23 protein-coding genes and 5 pseudogenes are annotated in these 21,995 nt (G+C 36.0%); 3 read left to right on the top strand and 25 right to left on the bottom strand.

Annotated features, from left to right (window positions below):
* The 3 genes and pseudogenes from OPR35_RS01435 to OPR35_RS01425 all read right to left on the bottom strand — a co-directional run.
* Positions 1 to 633, bottom strand: a pseudogene (locus OPR35_RS01435) (IS4-like element ISWosp2 family transposase); the annotation flags it as partial.
* A gap of 79 nt (positions 634 to 712) precedes the next feature.
* Positions 713 to 862, bottom strand: a pseudogene (locus OPR35_RS01430) (phage major tail tube protein); the annotation flags it as partial.
* A 20-nt stretch (positions 863 to 882) separates the two neighbouring features.
* Positions 883 to 2,067 (bottom strand): phage tail sheath subtilisin-like domain-containing protein, encoded by a 1,185-nt coding sequence (locus OPR35_RS01425; RefSeq protein WP_265024924.1) that lies wholly within the window; start codon positions 2,065 to 2,067, stop codon positions 883 to 885.
* Between the two features lie 210 nt (positions 2,068 to 2,277).
* Here OPR35_RS01425 and OPR35_RS01420 point away from each other — a divergent pair.
* A pseudogene (locus OPR35_RS01420) lies at positions 2,278 to 3,114 on the top strand (IS110 family RNA-guided transposase); the annotation flags it as partial.
* A 17-nt stretch (positions 3,115 to 3,131) separates the two neighbouring features.
* Here OPR35_RS01420 and OPR35_RS01415 read toward each other — a convergent pair.
* Positions 3,132 to 4,134 (bottom strand): IS630 family transposase gene (locus OPR35_RS01415; protein ID WP_230608967.1). Its coding sequence is split into 2 segments (ribosomal slippage): positions 3,132 to 3,623 and positions 3,625 to 4,134, totalling 1,002 coding nucleotides; the frame shifts between segments, so codons are not numbered across the junction.
* An 83-nt stretch (positions 4,135 to 4,217) separates the two neighbouring features.
* Between OPR35_RS01415 and OPR35_RS01410 the strand changes: the two are divergent.
* Positions 4,218 to 4,328 (top strand): annotated as a pseudogene (locus OPR35_RS01410) (IS110 family transposase); the annotation flags it as partial.
* Between the two features lie 226 nt (positions 4,329 to 4,554).
* Here the strand turns inward: OPR35_RS01410 and OPR35_RS01405 are convergent.
* The 3 genes from OPR35_RS01405 to OPR35_RS01395 are packed head-to-tail and all read right to left on the bottom strand — an operon-like array spanning position 4,555 to position 6,734.
* On the bottom strand, positions 4,555 to 5,115 hold the full coding sequence (locus OPR35_RS01405; RefSeq protein WP_265024923.1) for a hypothetical protein: 561 nt from the start codon (positions 5,113 to 5,115) through the stop codon (positions 4,555 to 4,557).
* Positions 5,116 to 5,121: 6 nt separating this feature from the next.
* Entirely contained in the window at positions 5,122 to 6,552 is a 1,431-nt protein-coding gene (locus OPR35_RS01400) for a V-type ATP synthase subunit I domain-containing protein (RefSeq protein WP_265024922.1), read from the bottom strand.
* Positions 6,549 to 6,734, bottom strand: coding sequence for a hypothetical protein (locus tag OPR35_RS01395; protein ID WP_265024921.1), 186 nt, complete (start codon positions 6,732 to 6,734; stop codon positions 6,549 to 6,551). The genes OPR35_RS01400 and OPR35_RS01395 overlap by 4 nt, the downstream gene beginning before the upstream one ends.
* Positions 6,735 to 6,921: 187 nt before the next feature.
* Here OPR35_RS01395 and OPR35_RS01390 point away from each other — a divergent pair.
* A protein-coding gene (locus OPR35_RS01390) for an IS630 family transposase (RefSeq protein WP_230608967.1) occupies positions 6,922 to 7,924 on the top strand; the annotation gives its coding sequence in 2 pieces (ribosomal slippage) (positions 6,922 to 7,431 and positions 7,433 to 7,924; 1,002 coding nt in all).
* Here the strand turns inward: OPR35_RS01390 and OPR35_RS01385 are convergent.
* From OPR35_RS01385 to OPR35_RS01300, 18 genes and pseudogenes are all read right to left on the bottom strand, one after another.
* Entirely contained in the window at positions 7,887 to 9,029 is a 1,143-nt protein-coding gene (locus OPR35_RS01385; RefSeq protein WP_265024920.1) for a hypothetical protein, read from the bottom strand. The two genes, OPR35_RS01390 and OPR35_RS01385, sit on opposite strands and share 38 nt — an antisense overlap.
* 14 nt (positions 9,030 to 9,043) lie before the next feature.
* Complete coding sequence (locus OPR35_RS01380) at positions 9,044 to 10,975, bottom strand: DUF4815 domain-containing protein (RefSeq protein WP_265024919.1); 1,932 nt, start codon at positions 10,973 to 10,975, stop codon at positions 9,044 to 9,046.
* A gap of 6 nt (positions 10,976 to 10,981) precedes the next feature.
* The gene (locus OPR35_RS01375) at positions 10,982 to 11,668 is read right to left on the bottom strand and encodes a hypothetical protein (RefSeq protein WP_265024918.1); all 687 of its coding nucleotides are present in this window, start codon (positions 11,666 to 11,668) and stop codon (positions 10,982 to 10,984) included.
* A gap of 20 nt (positions 11,669 to 11,688) precedes the next feature.
* A complete protein-coding gene (locus OPR35_RS01370) occupies positions 11,689 to 12,906 on the bottom strand; it encodes a phage tail protein (protein WP_265025023.1) in 1,218 nt (405 codons plus the stop codon).
* A 6-nt stretch (positions 12,907 to 12,912) separates the two neighbouring features.
* Positions 12,913 to 13,710: a baseplate assembly protein gene (locus OPR35_RS01365; RefSeq protein WP_265024917.1), complete on the bottom strand. Its 798-nt coding sequence runs from the start codon at positions 13,708 to 13,710 to the stop codon at positions 12,913 to 12,915.
* A gap of 9 nt (positions 13,711 to 13,719) precedes the next feature.
* Positions 13,720 to 14,055 (bottom strand): GPW/gp25 family protein, encoded by a 336-nt coding sequence (locus OPR35_RS01360; RefSeq protein ID WP_265024916.1) that lies wholly within the window; start codon positions 14,053 to 14,055, stop codon positions 13,720 to 13,722.
* Positions 14,056 to 14,060: 5 nt separating this feature from the next.
* Entirely contained in the window at positions 14,061 to 14,315 is a 255-nt protein-coding gene (locus OPR35_RS01355; protein WP_265024915.1) for a PAAR domain-containing protein, read from the bottom strand.
* Positions 14,316 to 14,323: 8 nt separating this feature from the next.
* Positions 14,324 to 14,779 (bottom strand): phage baseplate assembly protein V, encoded by a 456-nt coding sequence (locus OPR35_RS01350; protein ID WP_265024914.1) that lies wholly within the window; start codon positions 14,777 to 14,779, stop codon positions 14,324 to 14,326.
* Positions 14,766 to 15,239, bottom strand: coding sequence for a hypothetical protein (locus OPR35_RS01345; RefSeq protein ID WP_265024913.1), 474 nt, complete (start codon positions 15,237 to 15,239; stop codon positions 14,766 to 14,768). Before OPR35_RS01345 ends, OPR35_RS01350 begins: the two co-directional genes overlap by 14 nt.
* A complete protein-coding gene (locus tag OPR35_RS01340) occupies positions 15,220 to 15,708 on the bottom strand; it encodes a phage tail protein (protein WP_164224822.1) in 489 nt (162 codons plus the stop codon). The genes OPR35_RS01345 and OPR35_RS01340 overlap by 20 nt, the downstream gene beginning before the upstream one ends.
* Positions 15,701 to 16,021: a head-tail joining protein gene (locus OPR35_RS01335; RefSeq protein WP_174516711.1), complete on the bottom strand. Its 321-nt coding sequence runs from the start codon at positions 16,019 to 16,021 to the stop codon at positions 15,701 to 15,703. Before OPR35_RS01335 ends, OPR35_RS01340 begins: the two co-directional genes overlap by 8 nt.
* An 83-nt stretch (positions 16,022 to 16,104) precedes the next feature.
* On the bottom strand, positions 16,105 to 17,109 hold the full coding sequence (locus OPR35_RS01330) for a major capsid protein (RefSeq protein ID WP_265024912.1): 1,005 nt from the start codon (positions 17,107 to 17,109) through the stop codon (positions 16,105 to 16,107).
* A gap of 43 nt (positions 17,110 to 17,152) precedes the next feature.
* The gene (locus OPR35_RS01325; protein WP_164224825.1) at positions 17,153 to 17,524 is read right to left on the bottom strand and encodes a head decoration protein; all 372 of its coding nucleotides are present in this window, start codon (positions 17,522 to 17,524) and stop codon (positions 17,153 to 17,155) included.
* A complete protein-coding gene (locus OPR35_RS01320) occupies positions 17,517 to 18,605 on the bottom strand; it encodes a S49 family peptidase (RefSeq protein ID WP_265024911.1) in 1,089 nt (362 codons plus the stop codon). The genes OPR35_RS01325 and OPR35_RS01320 overlap by 8 nt, the downstream gene beginning before the upstream one ends.
* A 14-nt stretch (positions 18,606 to 18,619) precedes the next feature.
* Positions 18,620 to 20,023 carry a phage portal protein gene (locus tag OPR35_RS01315; RefSeq protein WP_265024910.1) on the bottom strand — a complete coding sequence of 468 codons (1,404 nt, stop codon included), beginning with the start codon at positions 20,021 to 20,023 and terminating at the stop codon, positions 18,620 to 18,622.
* Positions 20,020 to 20,238, bottom strand: a pseudogene (locus tag OPR35_RS01310) (GH25 family lysozyme); the annotation flags it as partial. The gene OPR35_RS01315 and the pseudogene OPR35_RS01310, both read right to left, overlap by 4 nt.
* Before the next feature lie 33 nt (positions 20,239 to 20,271).
* Positions 20,272 to 21,504, bottom strand: coding sequence for an IS256 family transposase (locus OPR35_RS01305; protein ID WP_265024688.1), 1,233 nt, complete (start codon positions 21,502 to 21,504; stop codon positions 20,272 to 20,274).
* A gap of 16 nt (positions 21,505 to 21,520) precedes the next feature.
* Positions 21,521 to 21,985 carry a glycoside hydrolase family 25 protein gene (locus tag OPR35_RS01300; RefSeq protein WP_265024908.1) on the bottom strand — a complete coding sequence of 155 codons (465 nt, stop codon included), beginning with the start codon at positions 21,983 to 21,985 and terminating at the stop codon, positions 21,521 to 21,523.
* Positions 21,986 to 21,995 lie beyond the last annotated feature (10 nt).

The raw sequence follows: 21,995 nt of genomic DNA, 5'->3' as shown, positions 1-21,995 counted from the left end.
TAACACTGCCGAATTAAGATTATGTGCAAGCTCAAAAAACTCATATATATCTGCTTCTCTATCGCATATAGTTATAGTCTCAGTTTGAGTTGAATCAATAATGTTGTTTGTGTTGCTTAAAGTTTCTAACCATTTTATACTCTCTTTATCTTCAATGCGGATACTGTCATTGTTCTTTTTTTTTATGTTTTCAGATTCTTCAGGTCTTGAATAAATTTTTTGATCTAGTATCCCTAGTACCAAACCTTCTATACTAACAGCTAGAGCTGTATGCATTATAATACCTTGACTATGTTTTCTTGTAATAACTCCCAATCCACTTGTTTTTTCATGGTCTGTGTATGAAATATAACTTGTATCTTGGATCACAAAAATTTTTTTATGGGCTTTTGTTCTTTCAACTGTTTTAGCAACGTGTGAAGCTAGAATATCGCCTTCTTTCACGTTCTCATTTTGAAAAAAACGATATGCTGCTTTTGCTTCTGACCAACTTCCACACGCCTGATTGATTGAGCTTTCAGGTAAACTTGTAAAACTATCAGCAATATTTACTAATCGGTCAGTTAACCTTTTATCTCCAAGTACAGCATCTCCAAATTCATTTTCAGCCCATTCATTATTCCTGTTTGCCATTTTTTACCCTCAATGTTTGCAAACTTTAATGTTGTAATACTTTATTTTTATGTCCATTTATATTTGTGGGTAATAGTAAGATATCAATATTTATTGGAATATCCATACCACCAGCACGATACTCCTCTGTTTTTATGGTAAGTTTTGGTAGCGTAATTTCATCTATTTTCCCTGCATAGCCTCTACCATCAACAAATACGTTAAAATTTCTCAGTATTTTCGGTAACATTTTTCCTCTTTCTCCCCTTTTTATAATATTGTACCACTCACAAGATGTGACCTGAAAGTAATCTGTTCAGCTGGATATGATGGTGTAAACTCAAAGTCAAAATATACTTTTCCGCTTGCAATATTTATAGGTGTATTGAGCTCTGGTGTTGCATAACATTTTCCGCTGATAATAGCTCCTTGCGCTTTTAAATTTGCCAGGTAAGAATTCACCCCCTCAATCACATCATCTATATAAGTTTTGGTGATATTGCGATCAACTGCCCAGAGATGAGCCCTAAGTAGGCTGTCATTAATAAGGTCTGCAGTCCTTCTCACTGATAAAAAAGCCCATTTTGAGTCATCTGAACATGTTCTATTGCCCCAAAGCCTATAGCCACTTTGATGAATTATAGTTGTTACTTCATTTTCATTTAAGTGGTTTGCTCTGCAATTTGTATTACCGAGCGTAAAATCAATAGGCCTGCTTGTGCCAACAATACCATTTATCTCTTTGTTTGAAGGTGAATGCCAAAATCCTTGCTCGCTATCTACTTTCGCTATTAAACCTGCTATAAATGGGCTAGATGGTAAAATTTCTTCTTTTCCTTCAATAAATACCTTAACCCATGGATCAACAATATAAACTCTTGAGCTGCCTACACTTTTTCTCCATTTTATTGCTTCTTCATCATTGGTATTTGGACCATCTGCTACTATTATGCTTCTCAGCTTTTCTGCTACTCCTATCAAAGCTGCTACTACTGGGTTTTTAGGATTTTCAGATTCAGGCAATTGATGAGTAAACTGAGGTGCAATTAATATTCTTGGAGCAACATGAATTATACTTTCACTGCTGAGGAATGCCTCTATCCCTTGATACTCTCCAGTCTCTTTATCAACTCCACCGATTATACTTTGAATAGTTTCACTTTCTTTGAGCTTTGGATCGCTGTTTTCACTTTCTTTAACTCGAATAACTACTACTGTTGCACCAATCTGGGAAAATATTCCATTTATTGCAGAAGGTAAACTGCCACTCTTTCCGAGCTTTGCTGCTTCCTTTAAGCTTCCTGCAACTAACACTGGCTTATTCAGTGGAAATTTTTGCTCATCTGCTTCAGGTGCAGTACCAATTACACCTATCACTGATGATTTAGCTGTACGTACTGTCTTTGCTCCTGAGGTTACCTCAATAACATTTACGCCATGTTGTAAGTTAAACATATGATATAAATAAATAAGAGAGAAAGATAACCCTACTCACTATAGGAATAGGGCTATTATGGGCATGTGCTACCGTCGCCATGTTGGTGTTTTACAACCGTTTTTATCAAGGTACACTAGCCCTATCTCTCGATACGTTTGAATAGTTGCATGGGACATATGTATGCACCCGTTTACAACCTTAAATTAATTAAACTATCGGAGATTATTATGATTACATCTTATCAAAATTTTATTGGCATTGATATCGGAAAATTTAAAAATGTTGCTGCAGTGCACAACCAAAAGAACACTATCAAGTTTGATAATAATTCTGCTGGTTGGCAACAATTGTTTCAAGAATTTTCAAATATTCTACCTAATGCTTTTGTAACTTTGGAAAATACAGGAAAATATGAGCTTGGCTTAGCACATTTTCTTGTTGGTAAGAATGTTGCTATACATCGAGCTAATACTCGCAAAGTAAAAAGTTTTACCTTATCTCATGGAACTTTAGCAAAGTCTGATCAATCAGATGCAAGAACCCTTGCCCAATATGGATTTGAACGCTATAGTACTCTATCTCTATTTGTGCCTATGTTAAAGGAACAAACAACCTTAGTCGCACTTTGCCAACGTCGTGATGACATTACGCAAATGAGAGTTCAAGAGAAATGTAGATTAGCAGCACCTGAAAACGACTATATAAAAGAAAGTTGCCAAAAGGCTGTTGACTTTTTTAACAATCAGATAAATGAACTCAACGATTCTATACAAAAAATTATTGATGGAAATCCAGAGTTACAAAAGCGCCAAAAAATCATAAGAACAGTACCAGGAATAGGTATAAAATTATCTCAAGACTTTGTGTGTCTGATGCCAGAGCTTGGCCATTTAAACAAAAAAGAAGTTGCAAGTCTCGCTGGAGTTGCACCGCATCCAAAAGAAAGTGGAAAAACTATTGGCTACAGAAGAATAACGGGTGGTAGAAGTAATGTCCGTAGAAAGCTTTTTACGGCTGCAATGGCTGCTGCAAAGTCCAAATCTGCACTTGGTGCCTTTTATTCTAATACCAAATTCCATTACTAATCGAACAAATAAGAAACATTACAAACTCGTTTAATAGTAGTGCTGGAAATACTGACAATAAAATTACACAGAACATCTGCAAGTAAGCCTATGGTATCGTAGACTCTGTTACGTAAAGTATTGTATTTGATATATTGCCACAACCTCTCAACAGGATTCAGTTCCGGTGAATAAGGAGGCAAGTATATAATGGTAATGTTTTCCTGAAATTTCAAACTTTTTGATCTATGCCAACTTGCACAATCCATTACAAGAAAGGCTTTTTTCGTGCCTAAATCTTTCGACATCTGCTCCAGAAATATATTCATACAATCAGTGTTTACATATGGAGCAAGTAGGCTGATTTTCTTACCACTTCTTGGATTTACCGCACTGTAGATATAGAAATTTTGTCTACCAATTTTCATTTTAACCTGCGTTCTGACCCCTTTTTTAAACCATCCGTGTCCGATTTTTGAATGAGTTCCAAATCGTGATTCATCAAAAAAACACCTCTTTTTCAGGGTGGGAATTGACTATTTTATTGAAGTATTTTTTAAACTCTTCTTGCTTGTTTTTATCTTGTTTATGGTGCATTGGCCTCGGTGTTATATAAGAAAATTTCATCCTTTGTATCTCACGGTGCACTGTTGATTTGCTAATGTTTAGGCCAAATTCCTCTGAGATTTTTATCTGCACTTCCTTAATAGTAATATTTGGATTTCTTTCTACCCATATTTCAATTTGCTCACGTTGATTTTTCTTTAATTTGCTTTTTCTTCGCCGCTGAGACGGGGCAAATAATCTTTCTACTCTACCAAATTTTAGATGCTTTATCCATTCAGTCAAAGCAGTCCTTGAAATTTTACATATTCTTGCCACAGCGCTTATACTACTTTCTTTTCCTGCTATCACCGCTTGTAACTTTTTTGAAACATATGCGTTATTTCTGACCTTTTTTAACATTTCTTTCGCCAAATTTACAACTTTTTCGTCTAATAGTTTTGACCTTAATGCCATTTATACCTCTCTATTTTATCTACTTTATTATCACTTCTTTCCCATTATTGTCTATCTGTTCTTTGCATAGTGGGAATTGGTATAAGCTTGTTGAAAGTGGCAAGAAGAAGATGGTAGCTATAACAGCTCTAATGCGTAAAATTATAGTTATTGCCAATGCCAGGCTTAAAGAAGCAATTAATTTGCATATTTAAAAATTTACACAGCAGTAACTGAAATGGGTTAATGAATATTGTGAATAAGTACGCTCACACAGACTTAAAGTACTTATTCACAATATTCATTGACTTAAGCAGAAATTGTCGTAGTAGCTGCTTGACATAAAGTCCTATTTCTATGACAAACGGGTTTTTATTGCCCATATAATTTGCAAAACTACACAATAAAAAATTTTTAAAAAACATAGTTGATAAAAATTCTTCAGCCATTTCTTTGTATTTTTTTCCTGAAATCATCTAGCAAAGTCTGTAGCTCATTTTCACTTTTAGCTTCTTCAATCTTTCTTTTGGCTAAATCTTCAAGCTCTTCACATTTAATTATTGCTTTTACTGCTTTTTTCACTTTTTCCTCAATTATTCTTGCCATTTCAATAACCGTAATACCACGGACTTTTGCTAAAGGTTCTATAATTTCTTTATCCTTTTTATTCATAGATTCTGGTGCTGCTAGAATGCTTTTTGCGGCTTCCGCTTGAATCTCATAAGATTTAGCTTTTTGGTGAGAATGACCTGCATATTGGTGAGTATGATTATCATAATAGAAACGCATACTATCAAATGCACAAAGCTTCGCATTATCCAGTAACTCCTTTTGTATATCTTCTTTAGTACGCTGAGCAATTTTTCCTCCTTCTGTTAAACAATAGCTTTTTTGCCAATCAAAATCTTCTGGTGCTTCATACCAATCATTTTCAGTTGGCTTGCTTTCAAGTGTTGTTGTTTCTACTTGTTTATCATTTTCAAATCTAATGTAGATAGACATTGTTTGTTACCTCCAAATCTCATACGTGTTAGATAATCCTGGACATTGCCAACCCCTGAGCGTCCTTTCCACATCTACCTCAAGCCCTGTGGTGAGAAAATTGCTACGTATGTTATAAATCCCCCACTGAATAAATTGACCATAGTTGTGTACATAATTTGATGCAAGCATACCTTGACTAACTTGTGTTCTGGAATACAGATAAGATGATGTGTAAAGTAATATTGCAACTGTTTTTCCTGCTGGAATCTCCACATTACCAGATCCGGCTAACTTGCTATCAGAACTCGTGTATTGGTAAACATTTTTCCATACTATTTTTGAAATACTTGATTTATTAGAATTAGTGTTATCAGGAGTTCCCACAAATAATCCTGCTCCCCCATACTCCGTACTCGAATACGATGATCCAACAAATTCCATTGTCTTATTTATGTTCACATTGGTTGTATTTTTTACAAATACTACTCCAAGTGCAGCATACGGGTAATAGTATATCTCATCATAACTACCCGAAAAACTTTTTGTGCATAACTCTCCGTAAATAAATGTTCCTTTACTTCCCTCTATAAAACTTAGTTGTCTTGGCCGATAAAAACTAACGTAATCTGTATTGTACGTATGGCTACCTGCTAGTAGTTGTAACATATAGTCAGTTTTTGTTATATCACTACTCCACTTTCCAAGCTCTGTCGTAAAAGTTCCGTGGCCAAAATAATTATTTTTTCTGCCAAGTACACCAAATAAGAAAGGTAATGACCCTGGTTCAACCATGTTGCGCTTTCTTATTTCATTTATAAGAGACGCTTTTAACTGTTCATCCCGAGTTTTTACCTCATTAGAGATGTTTTCAATTCGAGTTTCTATTTCCCTAATAATTGATGAGCCAGATGGTACATTATTAACAGCACGAAAATCTTCTACTAAACCTTTAAGACCATCTTTATGATCATTGCCAACACTGTTTATTGCTGCAATATTGGCATTCTTTCTCGTATCAAGTAGCGATAAATTTGTTGTTCCTTTTTCATCAATTCTCTTTAATAACTGCTTCTCTGATTCAGAGATCACTGCTAAAGAACTAGCTTTTTTATTATCCAGATCAGTTAAGTGTTTTTTTGCACTATCAAGAAGTTCTTTTAGCTTACCATCTGTCATCTGTACAATTTCAGAAACTGCACTTTTGTCGATTATTGATTCCAATGCTTTAGCAAGATATGCTAATTGATCTGGTGTACTGTTTTCTGCTAAATCCTTAAGCCTCTTTTGTAGTGCATCAATTATTTCTTTTACTTTAGTCATTTGCGCAATATCAGAAATAGCTTTTTTATCTGCTATCAATTCCAGCGATTTTGCAAGATATGCCAGTTGATCAGGTGTGCTACTTACTGCTAAATCCTTTATCCTTTGATGTAACGCTTCTATTGCTTCTTTCATTCCCAAAAATTCAAAAAAGTTTCAAATCTAAATCGTTCAAAATTACTTTTAAGTTCATTTTCTCTATTACTCATATCCTCATCTACTTTTTCTATAGCTCTGCGAATACGTACTACATCTTCCACTGCAATATTCTCTGGGTGTGGCAAAGGATATCCGCGCCTCGTTTCATCATTTGGCATTTTCTTACGTTATAACAACCCGCAAGTTTTTTACCTTTGGCCGATAAATAACCGTTCCACTTAAAACCAATTTTACCCTTGTTTCATTGCTATTAAAGTTTGTTATACCAATTCCCACTATGCAAAGAACAGATAGACAATAATGGGAAAGAAGTGATAATAAAGTAGATAAAATAGAGAGGTATAAATGGCATTAAGGTCAAAACTATTAGACGAAAAAGTTGTAAATTTGGCGAAAGAAATGTTAAAAAAGGTCAGAAATAACGCATATGTTTCAAAAAAGTTACAAGCGGTGATAGCAGGAAAAGAAAGTAGTATAAGCGCTGTGGCAAGAATATGTAAAATTTCAAGGACTGCTTTGACTGAATGGATAAAGCATCTAAAATTTGGTAGAGTAGAAAGATTATTTGCCCCGTCTCAGCGGCGAAGAAAAAGCAAATTAAAGAAAAATCAACGTGAGCAAATTGAAATATGGGTAGAAAGAAATCCAAATATTACTATTAAGGAAGTGCAGATAAAAATCTCAGAGGAATTTGGCCTAAACATTAGCAAATCAACAGTGCACCGTGAGATACAAAGGATGAAATTTTCTTATATAACACCGAGGCCAATGCACCATAAACAAGATAAAAACAAGCAAGAAGAGTTTAAAAAATACTTCAATAAAATAGTCAATTCCCACCCTGAAAAAGAGGTGTTTTTTTGATGAATCACGATTTGGAACTCATTCAAAAATCGGACACGGATGGTTTAAAAAAGGGGTCAGAACGCAGGTTAAAATGAAAATTGGTAGACAAAATTTCTATATCTACAGTGCGGTAAATCCAAGAAGTGGTAAGAAAATCAGCCTACTTGCTCCATATGTAAACACTGATTGTATGAATATATTTCTGGAGCAGATGTCGAAAGATTTAGGCACGAAAAAAGCCTTTCTTGTAATGGATTGTGCAAGTTGGCATAGATCAAAAAGTTTGAAATTTCAGGAAAACATTACCATTATATACTTGCCTCCTTATTCACCGGAACTGAATCCTGTTGAGAGGTTGTGGCAATATATCAAATACAATACTTTACGTAACAGAGTCTACGATACCATAGGCTTACTTGCAGATGTTCTGTGTAATTTTATTGTCAGTATTTCCAGCACTACTATTAAACGAGTTTGTAATGTTTCTTATTTGTTCGATTAGTAATGGAATTTGGTATTAGTACATGAGTTCTCTCCACCCAATTTTCCCCAATAGGTTTTCCTGATGTTAAATTTACTAATTGCCATCCTTTGACGCTTTGTTCCACATATGCTTTAACATCTGCAGTGCCAGGTATTAGCGCATCATAGGTAATTGTTATCTTAGTGTTAGCTCCTGCTGTAATGCTCCTTGTAACATAATCTCCGGACTCTGAAAGATTACCTAGAACTAGCTGTAACCCAGGATAGAGAACAGGACTTTTTTCTTTTGCACCTTTTAAATTTGCCTTTACTGTTAACTCTCCAGATAGTCTTTCACGCAGCGCGAGCGGCAAATTATCAGACAAAAAGTTTTCTTTCCCTTCTTCATCTGTTAAGATAAATTCTACATTGGTATCAAATGCTACTTTTTCGACGTTCGTCAAAACAATTAAATCTGAAGTATTGGTTGCTGTAACTTTTCCCAGATCAATAACGTGAGAATTTTCGCTAAATTTTGCAGCTAGTAGTCGAAACGTTAAATCTAAATTTTGATGTGGTGTCCAAGTACTTGCATTGCTTGATGATAGTAATACTCCTACTTGATATGGTTGACTTGTTACCCAACGGCTATTTACTGCATCATATTTGCCAAGTTCTGCTATTTTTACTGCAGTATCTGCATCATCAGTGAGTAGCACTATTGCATACTCCTCTCCTGCATGGCAAAACACTGGTGACCACTCTATACGTGTTGCTGTGCCATCTATCTTTATATCTTTTGGCTCAATATAACTTTCAGCAATGACAGTCTGCGAGGGCATTCCCACTGCTGTTTCTCTAATCTGCACAACAACACGTTTTTTGCCTTTATTTATAAACCATAACTCTAGACCTCCTATGTGTCTGCTCTCATTTAAAGTAAATGTTTGCGCTAAAGGATCAACTCTTCTTGCTGCGATAACTCTTCTTCTCTCTTCTATGGTAATAGTTTTTTTACCAGTGTACGTTGCTTCTCCATAGCTTCCTTTATCACCATAAAACTGTACTAATTTAGTACCTGCTGGAATATTTGCTGGTACTTTCACCTTTCCCTTTAATTTTCCCTGATTGTTAGCTGTTAACATTTGGTTTTCCAGTTTTAAGTTATAGGTTGAATGTTTATTCCGTCAAATTTTATCTCTTTAAGCTTCTCACTTGGCTCAAAACCTTCAATTTCAAAATTCTGTACTGCTTCTTTCATAAATTCAGCTTCGTATGAAGTACTTGACAGCAGCTCTGTCGTTTCTTTAACATTAAATACTCTTGTTACTGGACTTTTCCAATTTGTTTTTACCTCCGTCCAGTGATCGATATTTTTATTTAGAGTAACTTTTGCCGGTACTGGATCAAAAGCTTGGTATGGATTGATCTTTTCTACTTTAGTCTGTAAAAGCTGCTCCAGTACCGGTTCAAGTTTATAAGGCAAAAGATATCTTTCCCCACCTTTTTCAATATCTGCAACTTCTACATCTATTGGCAGAACTAGCTCTCTATTTACTATTGCTGCAGTCTGCACAATTCCTTGATCACGCATATCATCATCAAAGAACGAATCAACAAATACTCCTTTTTTGGTGGTAGGTTCTCTTGAATTTGCATCATTGCGTAAACGTTCCTGTGCAACTAGAGCATAAAGATCATTTATTCCTTTTTTCATTGCTTCAAGCTCATTCATCGGTACAGCATGAATAGCATTATTCACTATTTTTACCCCTTCTTTTTCTCCGTTTTTCCACGTCTGATGAATGTAGCAGAGCAAAAGTTGTCCAGAGGGCGCTTTAGGCATCGGTGGTCGCCAAGAATGGGAAATTCCTTTTATTCTCCTTACCACCCCTTTGCTATCGATAGTAATTAAATCAAAGCGGGGCATTTTCCAGGTATAATCTATCAAAACCAAGCTGTTATCAACTGCTCCTTTTACTTTGCATCCCTCTTCACTTATATCTTCAGGGCTTACATGAGTACGACAGCGGTAAGTTATTTGATAACTACTTCCAGGAGCTGCCTCTTTACCTGGTAATGACCAATCAACGTTTCCTGCATTTAACTTATAGTCTATACTATTTTCATAAATAACATTGCCTTGTTTAATTTGAATAATCTCAAGTACCGCAGAGTCAGGTATTGGATCAACAGCTCCTGAATATGAACCATGAGTAATGGTAATGGTTTTTTGAACGGTTATATCTACTTTTTTGATTTCACTTATTGGAAAATCATTAACTTTAAGTTCCATTACTCTTTGGCTATTTGGCTGAAAAGTATGCGGTTCTGATTCAACTGATTTTATATCTGGATCTTCATCAAAAGAAATGCGAATACTGTGAGGAAGTTCAATCTCATAGCCATCAACATGAGCTTTGCCCTCATTAATCACAAATATTTTTTTTCCTCCTTCTCCCTCTTCCTTTTGCAGGAACATTACTTCAAGACCATTTACGACGTAGGAACCATTGGCTTCTTTGTCATAACGAGCAAGAGCAGTAGTTACTATATTTGCTTGTGGTGGCGGTGAATGTTCTATCAATACTCCACTTTCAATGTTATAAATTGGATAAAATTCTCCATTTACAGAAAAAGGGGAAGAAACACCTTCAGATTGATAACCCCAAATGGTAGAAACTTTAAGTCTTGCTGCCCCTACTTCTTGATAATTACGTGTACCAACAGCAGGATCGCGAAGATTTTCGTCCTCAAGTTCTGTAATGGTAGATTCTAGATAATAAACACCTATGCGAACTACAGTATTAAGAGGAATAACAAACTCTTCTTTTTCGACTTTTCTCACCGCTCCACGAAGATAGATTTTTCCTGACTCAAGTGTAACTTTTTCCCCATCTATGATGCAATTGCTTCCTGTTATAACATCACCATCACGAAATATTGCATCACCTATGCCTTTAAGCTTAGAGAGAGCATACTCCTGAGTCTCGTTTAATTCTGCAGACTGTAGACCTCTTCCAGCAAGAAACAAACTTTTTTCGTATTCTTTGTCAGGATTAAAGCGGTTATAATAACTATTTAAGGTCATTTTGTTTCAAAAAGTTACAACAAATGAAAAAGTTTCCCGAGTTGCAGATGTTCTGATAAGTGGCACGGTGTGTTCTAAAACTAACAAAATTCCAGGATTTTCCACGTCTTTTGGCTCAAAATATCTCTGCCCAGATGGCACTTTTTCCTTTACCTTTGTACCAACCATAACCCCGAGCTCCCTTATTACTTGATTTGCTGCGTCCGTGAAATCGAAAGTAAATTTAAGATAGAGATTATTAGTTGGTACATTAGAGGGTTTAAACCTACCTGTGGGAGTTAGAAGCTCCCCATCATCATCACCAGTACAAAAGAGTATCTCATCAACAACACGACGTCCAACTTCCTTAATTAATGTTGCAGAAGTAATTAGTTCTGGTGGTGTGTCTTGAGTGTACTCTATAGTGATTACGCTATCTGCTATAATTGCACCATTTTCTACACGCTCAATAGTGCCTGAGCTACTATCAACTATATAATCTATGCTTGACTGATAAATTGTTTGCCCTGTATAAACTTTTACATCTTTAATAGTGTGGTGATCTAAACTTATCTTGCCGCCTGCTGTAAAAGTTTTTTCAACTTTGTAGCTGCTTTCCCAGGTAGAATCTCCAGATCCCCAAGCAAGATGTATTGGTTGCTCTTTTATGCTCGCAGCAATAGCTGCTCTGCCTGATTGTGTCAGTATTGACATGTCTGATTGCGTGATTGATATTATATATATACAAGATTCGTAGAAAAAACGTCCAATTTTTTTGTAATAATGGGCTCAAAATTTTTCCAAGGGCTATTTAAGTGGCGATGTTCATGCCAAGTGACCATACCTGGGTAAAATACTGCTACGTAATTTTCTAGCTCATGAATAGGATCTTTCTGTTTTAAATCTGAGTCATTTTGACAATCAATATGATATTCCCTTAAATTAGACTCTATTATTCTTTGATCAGTAAAACTCTTTGCTTCGTAGTAATAAGTTATACTAAACCGCTCTAAAATTGGTGTACGTCGAAAATTCCAAATCTGCTCAGAGAGTTTATCTTCACTTAAGTAAAATGTATGCTCTATTTCTTTATAAGCAGTTGGTGCAAAACAAGCATTGATATCTCCCAAATTCCAACTATCTGACAATACTATTAATGCTTTAGCAAATTTAATTTCTGGCAATAAACTCTGTGGTAGAGGATATAGTGCTTCTAAGTTGTACCACTCATGATTTCTTTCATATGTACCGTTGTAATTCTTCGTGTGAGGCTCTGTTTCTCCTAATATTGCAACATCTAACCTATATAAATCATTACTGTAGCTTCTATCATAATGTGATCTAAAAGTGCCAAATTTAAATCTTGGATTTCCTATTTTCAGCTCAAATGAGTTTTTTCTTCCAAACGATAACACTGGTCCTTCTTTTGCTATTTTTACACCTGAGTAGTCTGAAAGAAGATCTCCAAAAATACTTTCATCTAACATAAATCGCTGAGCATTATAATAGTCATTGAATATTCGCATTAATCGAGATCTTGCCGGTGCAGAAAGTTTTGCCAGAGCAATTACACTATCGACAAAAAAGTCATTAGGAACATCAGAGATGCCAATTTGAAATTCAGCAAAATGCTCTCCTGGTGGTTCTTCTTGAATGGTAATATTATCAATGTTTGCCCACTTCAGCGCCATCTTCAGTGACTGTGGTGTACCGCGCAAACGTTGAAATCTTATTCCGTTTTGCTTAGCTGAGACCCATTCTTTTAATGCACTCTTAGTAGCTTTCTTACCCCAGGATAAAATTTCTCCCAAGCCGTATTCCGCTACTAGCCACGGCAACATTTCAGTCTGTGGGTTAAATTTAAATCCCCGTAGAGAATTTGCATCAAAAGAATAATTAATTATGTCTGTAAGTATTTGCTCTTGCTTTGAAGCATTTGGAGGAAGTATCACCAATTTTTACCTAACACTTAAATTATTTAAAGTAACGCATTCATTATCTTGCACGACGATGTCTTCTATCGGCTCTGTAAGCTCTATATTCTGCATACCTTCTATAAAGAGGTGGGCAATAATCCATGATCTGGTAACATTCCACCCTAAACCTTTAGCAGATTCAAGATCTTTGATAAATTGTTCCTTTGCAGCTTCGATAACATCTTTGGATGCAGTAGGGTAAATATGCACTTTAGCATGAATAGTAATGGGAATAATACCACAGCCAATAACTGTAAGCGTATCTGTTAATACACGAATATCATCGCGAATAACGTGATTTCTGACGATCTCTAGCAATTCTTCTGAAGGTACTCCATCATTTTCTGTGGAAAGTATTGAAATCTGTACACTTCCTGGTATAGGTGATACCACTTGCGCATCTTTTACTCTTGTGTCAGCAGATAATGCATGATAGCGATAATGTTCTTTGCTTCCTGCTGTTGACCAACCAACAATTTTGGCTTTTACCCGCTTTCTTAAGGATTCATCATTCTCTGACTCCTTTCTCAGCACACCATAAAATTCAGCCAAGTGATCAAGGTCATTACCTCTTGCAAAAGCAAGTAAATTTGCCTGTGCTGCATCATTAATCCTTTGCCTAAGCAAAAGTTCACGCCAGGCTGCCACTTCCAGGATTTTTATTGCTGGATCACTCTCAGTTAGTGCAGAAAAACTTGCATTCCGACGCACTAACTCTTCTTTCATTCGCGAGAAGATTTCCTCAAATTTTAATGTTTCGACAATATTTGGTGTTTTCATCCTACTACCTTATACTATAATACCATCAAGGCGGATCGGCTTTCCATTTGGCAGATAGATTCCTTCTAAAATGAGAGTTACTTTACCTTCTTTTATTTCTGTTATTTGTACACGTTTAAGCTTAAATCGACGCTCCCACTTTTCTAATGCTTCTGCAACTGCTGCATAAAGTTCTTGTGCAAAACCAGGTACAATTGGATGATCAATCAGCTCAAATAATCTTGATCCGTAATCTCGGCGCATAACACGAGTACCAATTGGTGTAGTTAAAATATCAACTATTGATTGTTTTAAATGCTCTATACCACTTATTGTTTTACCAGTTTCAGAATTCATACCACGCATATCACTTACCCTGCAAAGACATCATTGCTTCCTTGCTCTGCTATTGCTCCACAGGAAATTAGGTCACCAGTACGAGCAATGGCTTTGCCATTTACAAACACTGCTTTCGACCCTTGTGTCATTACTTTTCCTTCACTAAAATTATCTCCTTGCCTACAGACAGGTCTTCCGTTTATAAATACATCTCTGCTTCCACTTATACAAAAATGCGGCAATGCTTCTTCACAGTGATCTCCTAGGCGTATAACTGATTTATTCATTACTTTCCCTAATTTAGATTTATTCTTTTTGCTTTTAGTTTTATTTCGTTCTTTGTTATCTCTATGCTTGATTCCCCAACCTTCAGTGTTATTTTGTCTACTACTTCAATCTCTAAATGATGTTTCCCTTTATCATATGTAAACTTTGTTCCGTCTTGAAATTTTATACTATTTACTTCCTTTTTATTCTCTGGAGGAGGGTATTTTTCCTGATATATTGCCAGTAACACCACCCCCAAAGACAATTCTCCCAATGGTGATAATACTATTACCTGTTCATCAATATTTGGTGGTGACCAATTTTCAGCTCTATTTGTTATCCATGGAAGAAAATCTGTTACAAGTTCACCTATTTTAACTTTTACTTTAGCTTTTTCATAATCTATTTTTTTGACAATGCCTATACGGACAATGTTGGCCAATTTCCTCCGCAATTCTGAAATTGCAAAATTACTTTCCAACATTCACATCGATTAAATGAGGTTTTATTTTACTCACTTCCCAAATCGATCGCCCTACATGCAATTCGTGCGCCCAGTCTACCATCCACACTAAATATGCATCGAGCTCTGGCCTAAAATCATCTCCTCCTCCTGAGATAAATTCTCCTGGTGAAATTTTCTCCACTTTCCAAGTGTTTTTATTTACCACTCTTGCTACTTCTGCCGCCAATGCTCTGACAATAATAGGTGCATTTTCTATTGTGCTATCAATCACAATTCGTGCTTCAAATTTTGCTCTCAGCGCCAGCTCCTCTGTTCCTGGATCTTTTCCTTGCTCTAGACTTGACAATTCTACAAATACCGCTGGAGCCGCTAACTCTTTCCTTATTGCTGGATATACTTCACATGTCTGTATCGCTGGTATCTCTGCCTTTAGCGTATTACAAATTGCCTCATGTAAATTAGTCCAAAATGCCGTCATAAAATAACTCATGTGTAAAATATTTTTCAAATATCCTTTCAACTTCATAATTAACAAGATTTTCTATTATCCTTGAAGCCTCAGGTTCAAGTGGTAGTTTAACCTCCTGTATCGGTAGTGCTGTTCTTCCTACACGTTTAAAAATACCACGATAGCCTCTTGGCATTGTTGCCATAAATTCATCATTAAATGCTGTTCTTATTTTTGCTTGTTTTATATTTATATCATACAGATATGCTCTAATTAAAACTTTCAAAGTGCTTTTTCTTGACTTGATGATTCTTAGTCTTTTTCTAATTACTTTCAGCCTAATTTGCTTTTCTTCACTGATTTCTCGGACAGCCTGAGATTTTAACCATAGTGCCGTTTTGTTTAGCGCTCTTACCGCTGCCAACTCTACTTTAGCTTTGTTAGCATCAATGTCGTGAGTAATTCTCTCAATGTTTTCATTAACTTCAATTTTAAACATCTTTCTCTCCAAGTACTGTACAGTTTATATTCCAAACTATTCCTGAATTACCTCGCAGTGGCGGAGAATATACTTTATATTTACAACCATCAATAACAAAAATATCTCCCACCATTGGCCTGAGTACATCAAAAACGCTTACCTCAAGAAAAAGCATCTCTCCCACAAATTGTCCTTCACCAATCTCGTATAATTTATCTGGCTGTTGCTTTAGTACTTGTACCATATATGACTTATCCTTTGATTCATACAAAGCTACTTTTCCTAAATGAGCAAAACAATCTTTAAATAATCTCTTAATATTCTCTTGCACATTTCTCCGCTATATACTAACATTTATATGCTAAGAAGAGGTAAAGCATTCTTCTGCCTCACACCGCTTTATATTTGCTCTACCTATGTTGCAACGATCTTGACTAGTATTGCTGGACGGTGGCACATTGGCAGAGGGTTTGACTGCGTATGCAAATCAGTCCCTCTATCAAATCTTCTTGGCTCTTGTTTTGCATAGAGTGGCTGTCCAAGAGTATTCACTGTTTCATTAAAATCTGCTGGTGCAAAATATGTTGTAAATGTGCTTGCTGTTCCTACTGGAAAACAGTGCCCCGTATCCCTTTCTATAAATCTTCTCACGGTTCCTTCAGGATCAGTTGCTTGTCCTCTATATTCCTCAAACGTTATTCCACAGAACGTAAATCCTGACCTCATATCATTTCTTAGCGCTGCTCCTTCTTGCCATCTCTCATATGCTTCTTTCACTTTAGCATGAGAAGTAAGTGCATCAAAAAACTCAGGGCTTACTAAAGCATGAATTCCTGTCATATATTCACCACTTAAGTTATCTTCTATGTGCCGGAGTACTTCCAGACACTTACGCTTTACATCAGTTGTTGCTGTTCCAAGGGCAAAATTTACTACTTTTGGTGTTATTTCAAATTCGTTGTACAGATTTAACAATTCACTGCCATCTGCGTCCAGAATTATTCCTTTCAGCGCTCCCATACGCAAATGCTCCAACGTTATTGCATGTTTATTTCTCATTAGCTGCAAATGGTCAGTTATTACATCTGCCAGCGCTTTAAGTTCACTTTCTGATCCAAATGCTCTTATTCCCTGTACTTCTTCTGGTAACACTACATCATCATGCGGAATATGTGGAATCGTAAATGTTCTTACCTTTCTTTTTCCTCTTTTTCCTACTGTTGCTGGTGCTCCGGGTACTTGCGTTGGTAGTAAACTTAATACTCCATTTTGCTCTTCTATGGTAATATGTCTAAATCTTACTGACCTACTTGGAAATAAATTTAAATTTTCAACCCGTCCATAATTTATCGGCAATATATTCATCGCATTAGTTAGTGCCGTCATACTAAATGCTGTATTTGTAAATGGATTTTGCATTTTTTCTTTTCCCCCTTTGTGTTTTTTATTGTTTAATATAGCTTTAGACTGCTTTACGGATAATGATCCCTCGTGTTTCAAGTTGCTTTATTGCTGCATTTTTCTGCTCTTCAGTGATATTTGCTGGCCATACAACTGCATGATCTGCTAGCATTGCACCGCGAGCAATAATTACTCCTTTAGCATTTTCCTTTGCGTTTACATCACTTGAAATTACTCCTATTGCCGTTTGTGTGCCATCGGTTGCTGTTAGATTTAAGACCCTAATAAAACCATCTTCAGTCTTTTTAGCAACTACTGCACCAAGCTTGAGATTCTGTCCTTTGGCAACAGTTATTTGATCTCGTGAATATAAATTTGATGCTTCATATTTTAGAAGATCACCAAGGTTATTTTGTTCTGTTATACTACTCATTTTGCTTTTCTCCTTTTGTTATATATTTTAAATGCCTACGACTTTTCGCTACCTGCATCATCAACTCTTCTCCTGAATTCTGTGGTATTGTACTTATTATCTCTGTCTTCTTTGTTCTTTCTGCAAGTAATTCCATTAAAACTTCCCTTGCTTGCTCAACACTTACACTCTGCTCAATAAATTCTCCTATTTTCTCTGGCATCTTTGATATATTACATAAACGTATTAATTCAAGAACTTCATTACGATACTTAGTTAAATTATCAGTTTCTAGGTCAGTTGTAGTTCGTTCATTCATAGTAATACTCCTGTTTTTATTAATAGATGAAAGAATTGTCATTCCGTCTGCAAGGCCTATTTCTACTGCTTTCTCGCCAAAATATAGACCTGCTTCTGTTGATCGAATCTTTTCAATTGAAAGACCTCTGTTCCTTGCTATTAGCTGCAAAAACATTTCATATAGTCGGTCTACTTCTTTTTGTAAGCTTTCCAGACTTTCAGACGTCATTGGCTCATGCGGATTTAAATCATTCTTTCGACTGCCAGCAAAGATTGTGGTGTATTTTATTCCCTGTTTTTCATCAAACCCACTTTGATCTATATGACTTGCTATTACTCCTATACTCCCAACTCCTGAAGTGCGGGTGAGAAAAATCTTTTCAGCGCTAGAGGCTATAGCGTACGCAGCAGAGTATGCATCATCATTTGCTAATGCCACAATTCTCTTTTTTGCTCTTGATTCATAAATAAAATCAGCCAGGTCAAATATACCGTTTACCTCTCCTCCGGGGCTGTCTATTTCCAGTATAATTGTCTCTATGCTACTATCTGCTAATGCTTGTGTAATTTGTTCTTCTATTTGCTCATATGATGTCATTCCCAGAAAGACGTCAAAAGCTCCTGGTTTTTTGGTCAAAATTCCATGTATTGCTATTACTGCTGTTTTTTCTATATTCTGATTTACTGCATGTTTTATATTTTTCAAGATAGGTTGTTTTCCGTTATATAGTGACAACAGGTCAAAGCTTTTTTGCTCTATCATCATCGGCCTACATAGCCAGTTGGTTTGTAAAATTTCCATAAAGTAAACGAGATTTATTTTGTTTGTGTCCTGACATCAGAATCAAAGAAAAGGTTGAGAGAATCAGCACGCTTTTGATCTTCTGCTATTTCTTGATCTATTTCTTCAACATCGTAACCCATTTCTGATACTACTTCCGATCGACTCTTAAATCCATTTCTTACTGCCATTTGTTGTGCTTGCTGGTCTTTCAGTGGATCCACCCAATCAAATCCCTGTGGTATCCATTTTACTTCTTCTTTCGCTGCTTTTACTACTTTTTCATCTATACAGAGTTCTCCACAAAGTACTGCTAACTCTAGCCATCTACTCCATACTGGTCTGCAAAATTGGAATACCATAATGTTATGTTGCAGCATAGCGCATCGACGACGAAACTCTATTAATCCAGCTCTGATTGATGAATAATTAACACCTGTTAAATCTCCTGTTAGCTGCTCATATGTTATTCCTGTACCTATTGCTATTGCCCTCAGTTGCTGTCTCATGAATGCTTCATAACTTCCTCCAACATCTGACGGCTCTGAAAATTTTATGTCTTCTCCTGGGTCTAAAAGCTGCATTGTTCCAGGTTCTAGGCCAGATAATGCTACTCCTTGCTCACTTGCTTCACCTTCTCCCATGATATTTGCTTCTGGATCGAGTCTTGTAATAAATCCAGCAAACATTGCTGCAGTTTTCTTTCTCACCAGCTCTGCATCATCATATTGATCAAGCTCATAAAGCTTTAGCAGTATATTAGAAAGCCATGGCTCTCCCCTAATTTGCCCAGGTCTTAATGGTCTATAAATATGTAAAACATCATTTGCTGGTACTCTCACTGATTCTCCAAACGTACTTTCACCAGGGTGTTCTCTAAATAAGTAATATGCCTCTCTTTGCCCAAGTCTATTGAACTCAATCCCGTTTCTTATTACATTACCATTTGCTAAAGTTTGATTTGTTTTATTATCTAAATGTTCAGACTCAAGTACTTGTAATTGCAGAGGTACACATAGACCATCTTCAGGTTTTCGGATCCGCAGACGTACAAAACATTCTCCTCCCTCTATCATACTTCTGCATACTAGAGCTTGTAATCCATAAAAATCACTTATTCCACAGCTATCTGCTTCGTCTGTCCATTTTAGCCATAATTCTTGTACTTTCTTTCGAAATTTTGCTTTTGATTGCGGCTTTATTCCTGTTCCAATAGAGTTACTTACTATTGTATCAATAATATTTGCTGCATATGGATTTTTTCTCACCATATCACGTGATCTACTACGTAAAGTTTCAAGGTTTTGAGACAGCAAATTGTTTATACTTCCTAACTCTGGTTGAAAGTGAAAAAATCTTCTTCCTGACCCTGCTGCATCCCATGCTGAACTTTTGATTTTTGGCTTGCTAAATAGTTGTTTGAAATTTTTCAGCATCATACTAACCAAAATTCTCTTAATTCTTTTAATGTGCCGTTAAATTTATTTCTGTCACATTTTCCGATTCCACTTACTTCATGTGGCTCTGGACCATTTTTACCGTCGGTGTATTGCCATAAAATCCACTTATTCCAGCCTTGCGGTAAAACAGGTTGATCTCCATATCTTGCTATCCATAATGGACATTTAGTCAAAATTGGTGTGGCAAAATCTTGGGAACGTTCAAAAAAGTGTGTCAAGCCGCATTTTTAGTTCAACTCAATTTTCAATCTATCTGGAAAGAAAATATCAAGTTGAGACATAGTTAAAGCCCAATTAGGGAGAGCCATAATCCACCTTTGCTCTACCTTTTTTATAGCACAATATACCTGTTTGTACAAGGCATTTGTACTAGTAAATGAACCCTTAGTTTTAGTAAATTTCCTGATTTGTCTATGCAACCCCTCAATTGGATTAGTGGTGTAAATCAGCTTCCTAACTGGCCCAGAATACTTAAAATAACTGGATAAGTTTTCCCAATTGTTCTGCCAGGATTTTATAACTAAAGGATACTTTTCTCCCCATTTTTCTTCCAGCTCAAGCAGATAATTCTCAGCAATTTCTTTACTTGAAGCACGATATATTTTTTTCAGATCATTCATGAAAACTTTTACATCTTTACTGGATACATATTTCAGAGAATTTCTTATTTGGTGTACTATACATAGCTGCACTTCTGCACTGGGAAATACACTGTTGATGGCTGCAGGAAAGCTTTTTAGCCCATCTACACATGCAATCAGAATATCTTCTACTCCTCTTTCTTTGAGGTCATTTAAAACTCCCAACCAGAAGTTAGCTCCCTCACTTTCAGCCAGATAAAAACCTAATACTTCTTTTCTGCCATTTTGATTTATACCCAATATATTATACATGCATTTACTTACGCAATGTCCGTCCTCCTTGACCTTAAAAAACATGCCATCCATGAACACTATTGGATACACTGATTGCAATGGACGGCTGCGCCATTCATTGATTATTGGTAGCAGTTTATCAGTAATATTGGATATCTCTGCTGCTGATATTTTATGGTCATATATTTCCTCAACGTGTGAAGCTATGTCTCTGTATCCCATGCCACTGGCGTATGTACTTAAGACCTTTGCTTCAAGTTCTGGATGTAGGCTTGTTTGCCTTTTTTTGACTATTTGCGGTTCAAAGCTTCCTTCTCTGTCTCTTGGTGTTAATAGTTCAAATGAGCCTGAACTTGTACGTAAAGTTTTTGCATTCCTTCCATTTCTTCGGTTATTTTCTTCACTTTTAGCTGACATGTGGCTTTCTATTTCACCTTCCAGACTTGCCTCTAGCAGCCTTTTTATAAACGGTGTTAATGCTCCATCTCTTCCTGTCAATGGTCTTCCTTCTCGTATAGATGACAGGATATTTGTTTCTAATTCTTTATAATCTACCAAACCAGTAGTTCTATTTGCTTGACTCATATCAAACCTCCATTTTTTATATCAATTTATTACTTTTTTTTCGGTTTGACACACTTTTTTGAACATTCCCAAAATCTTTCAAAAAATTAGCACTTCCATACACTAAAGGTGAACGCCCTGTTTCTTCTTGAACTTTTTTAACAAAATCTTCTGCTTGTCTTGGTTCTATATTTTTTCCACTTTCGTTCTCTTCAATATCAAGCACAACAATTGTATTTTTAGTTTCACCCACTATATTCAAAAAGTGATTTGCCTGATCTCTTCCATCTTCTCCTACACCAAAATGATATGAACCCCATAAAAGTCCTTCCTCTTCAGCGGCTTTCCTTCTTTCTGTATAAGTTGGATCTATGTATTTTAGCCCCTGGGTTGCTTTATGAATAACTCCCAATATTCCATCTTCTCTTGCTAATTTAAAATTTATGTTTTCATTCCAGTGCGATAAATCTATTACTGCATTTATAATCATATCTGAGCTCACTTTAATCCTC

The organism is Wolbachia endosymbiont (group B) of Protocalliphora azurea, from assembly GCF_947251865.1.
In the GTDB taxonomy this organism is placed as follows: Bacteria; Pseudomonadota; Alphaproteobacteria; order Rickettsiales; family Anaplasmataceae; genus Wolbachia.
The sequence above is the reverse complement of the archived record's forward strand: the minus strand, read 5'-3'. Positions and strand labels throughout refer to the sequence as shown.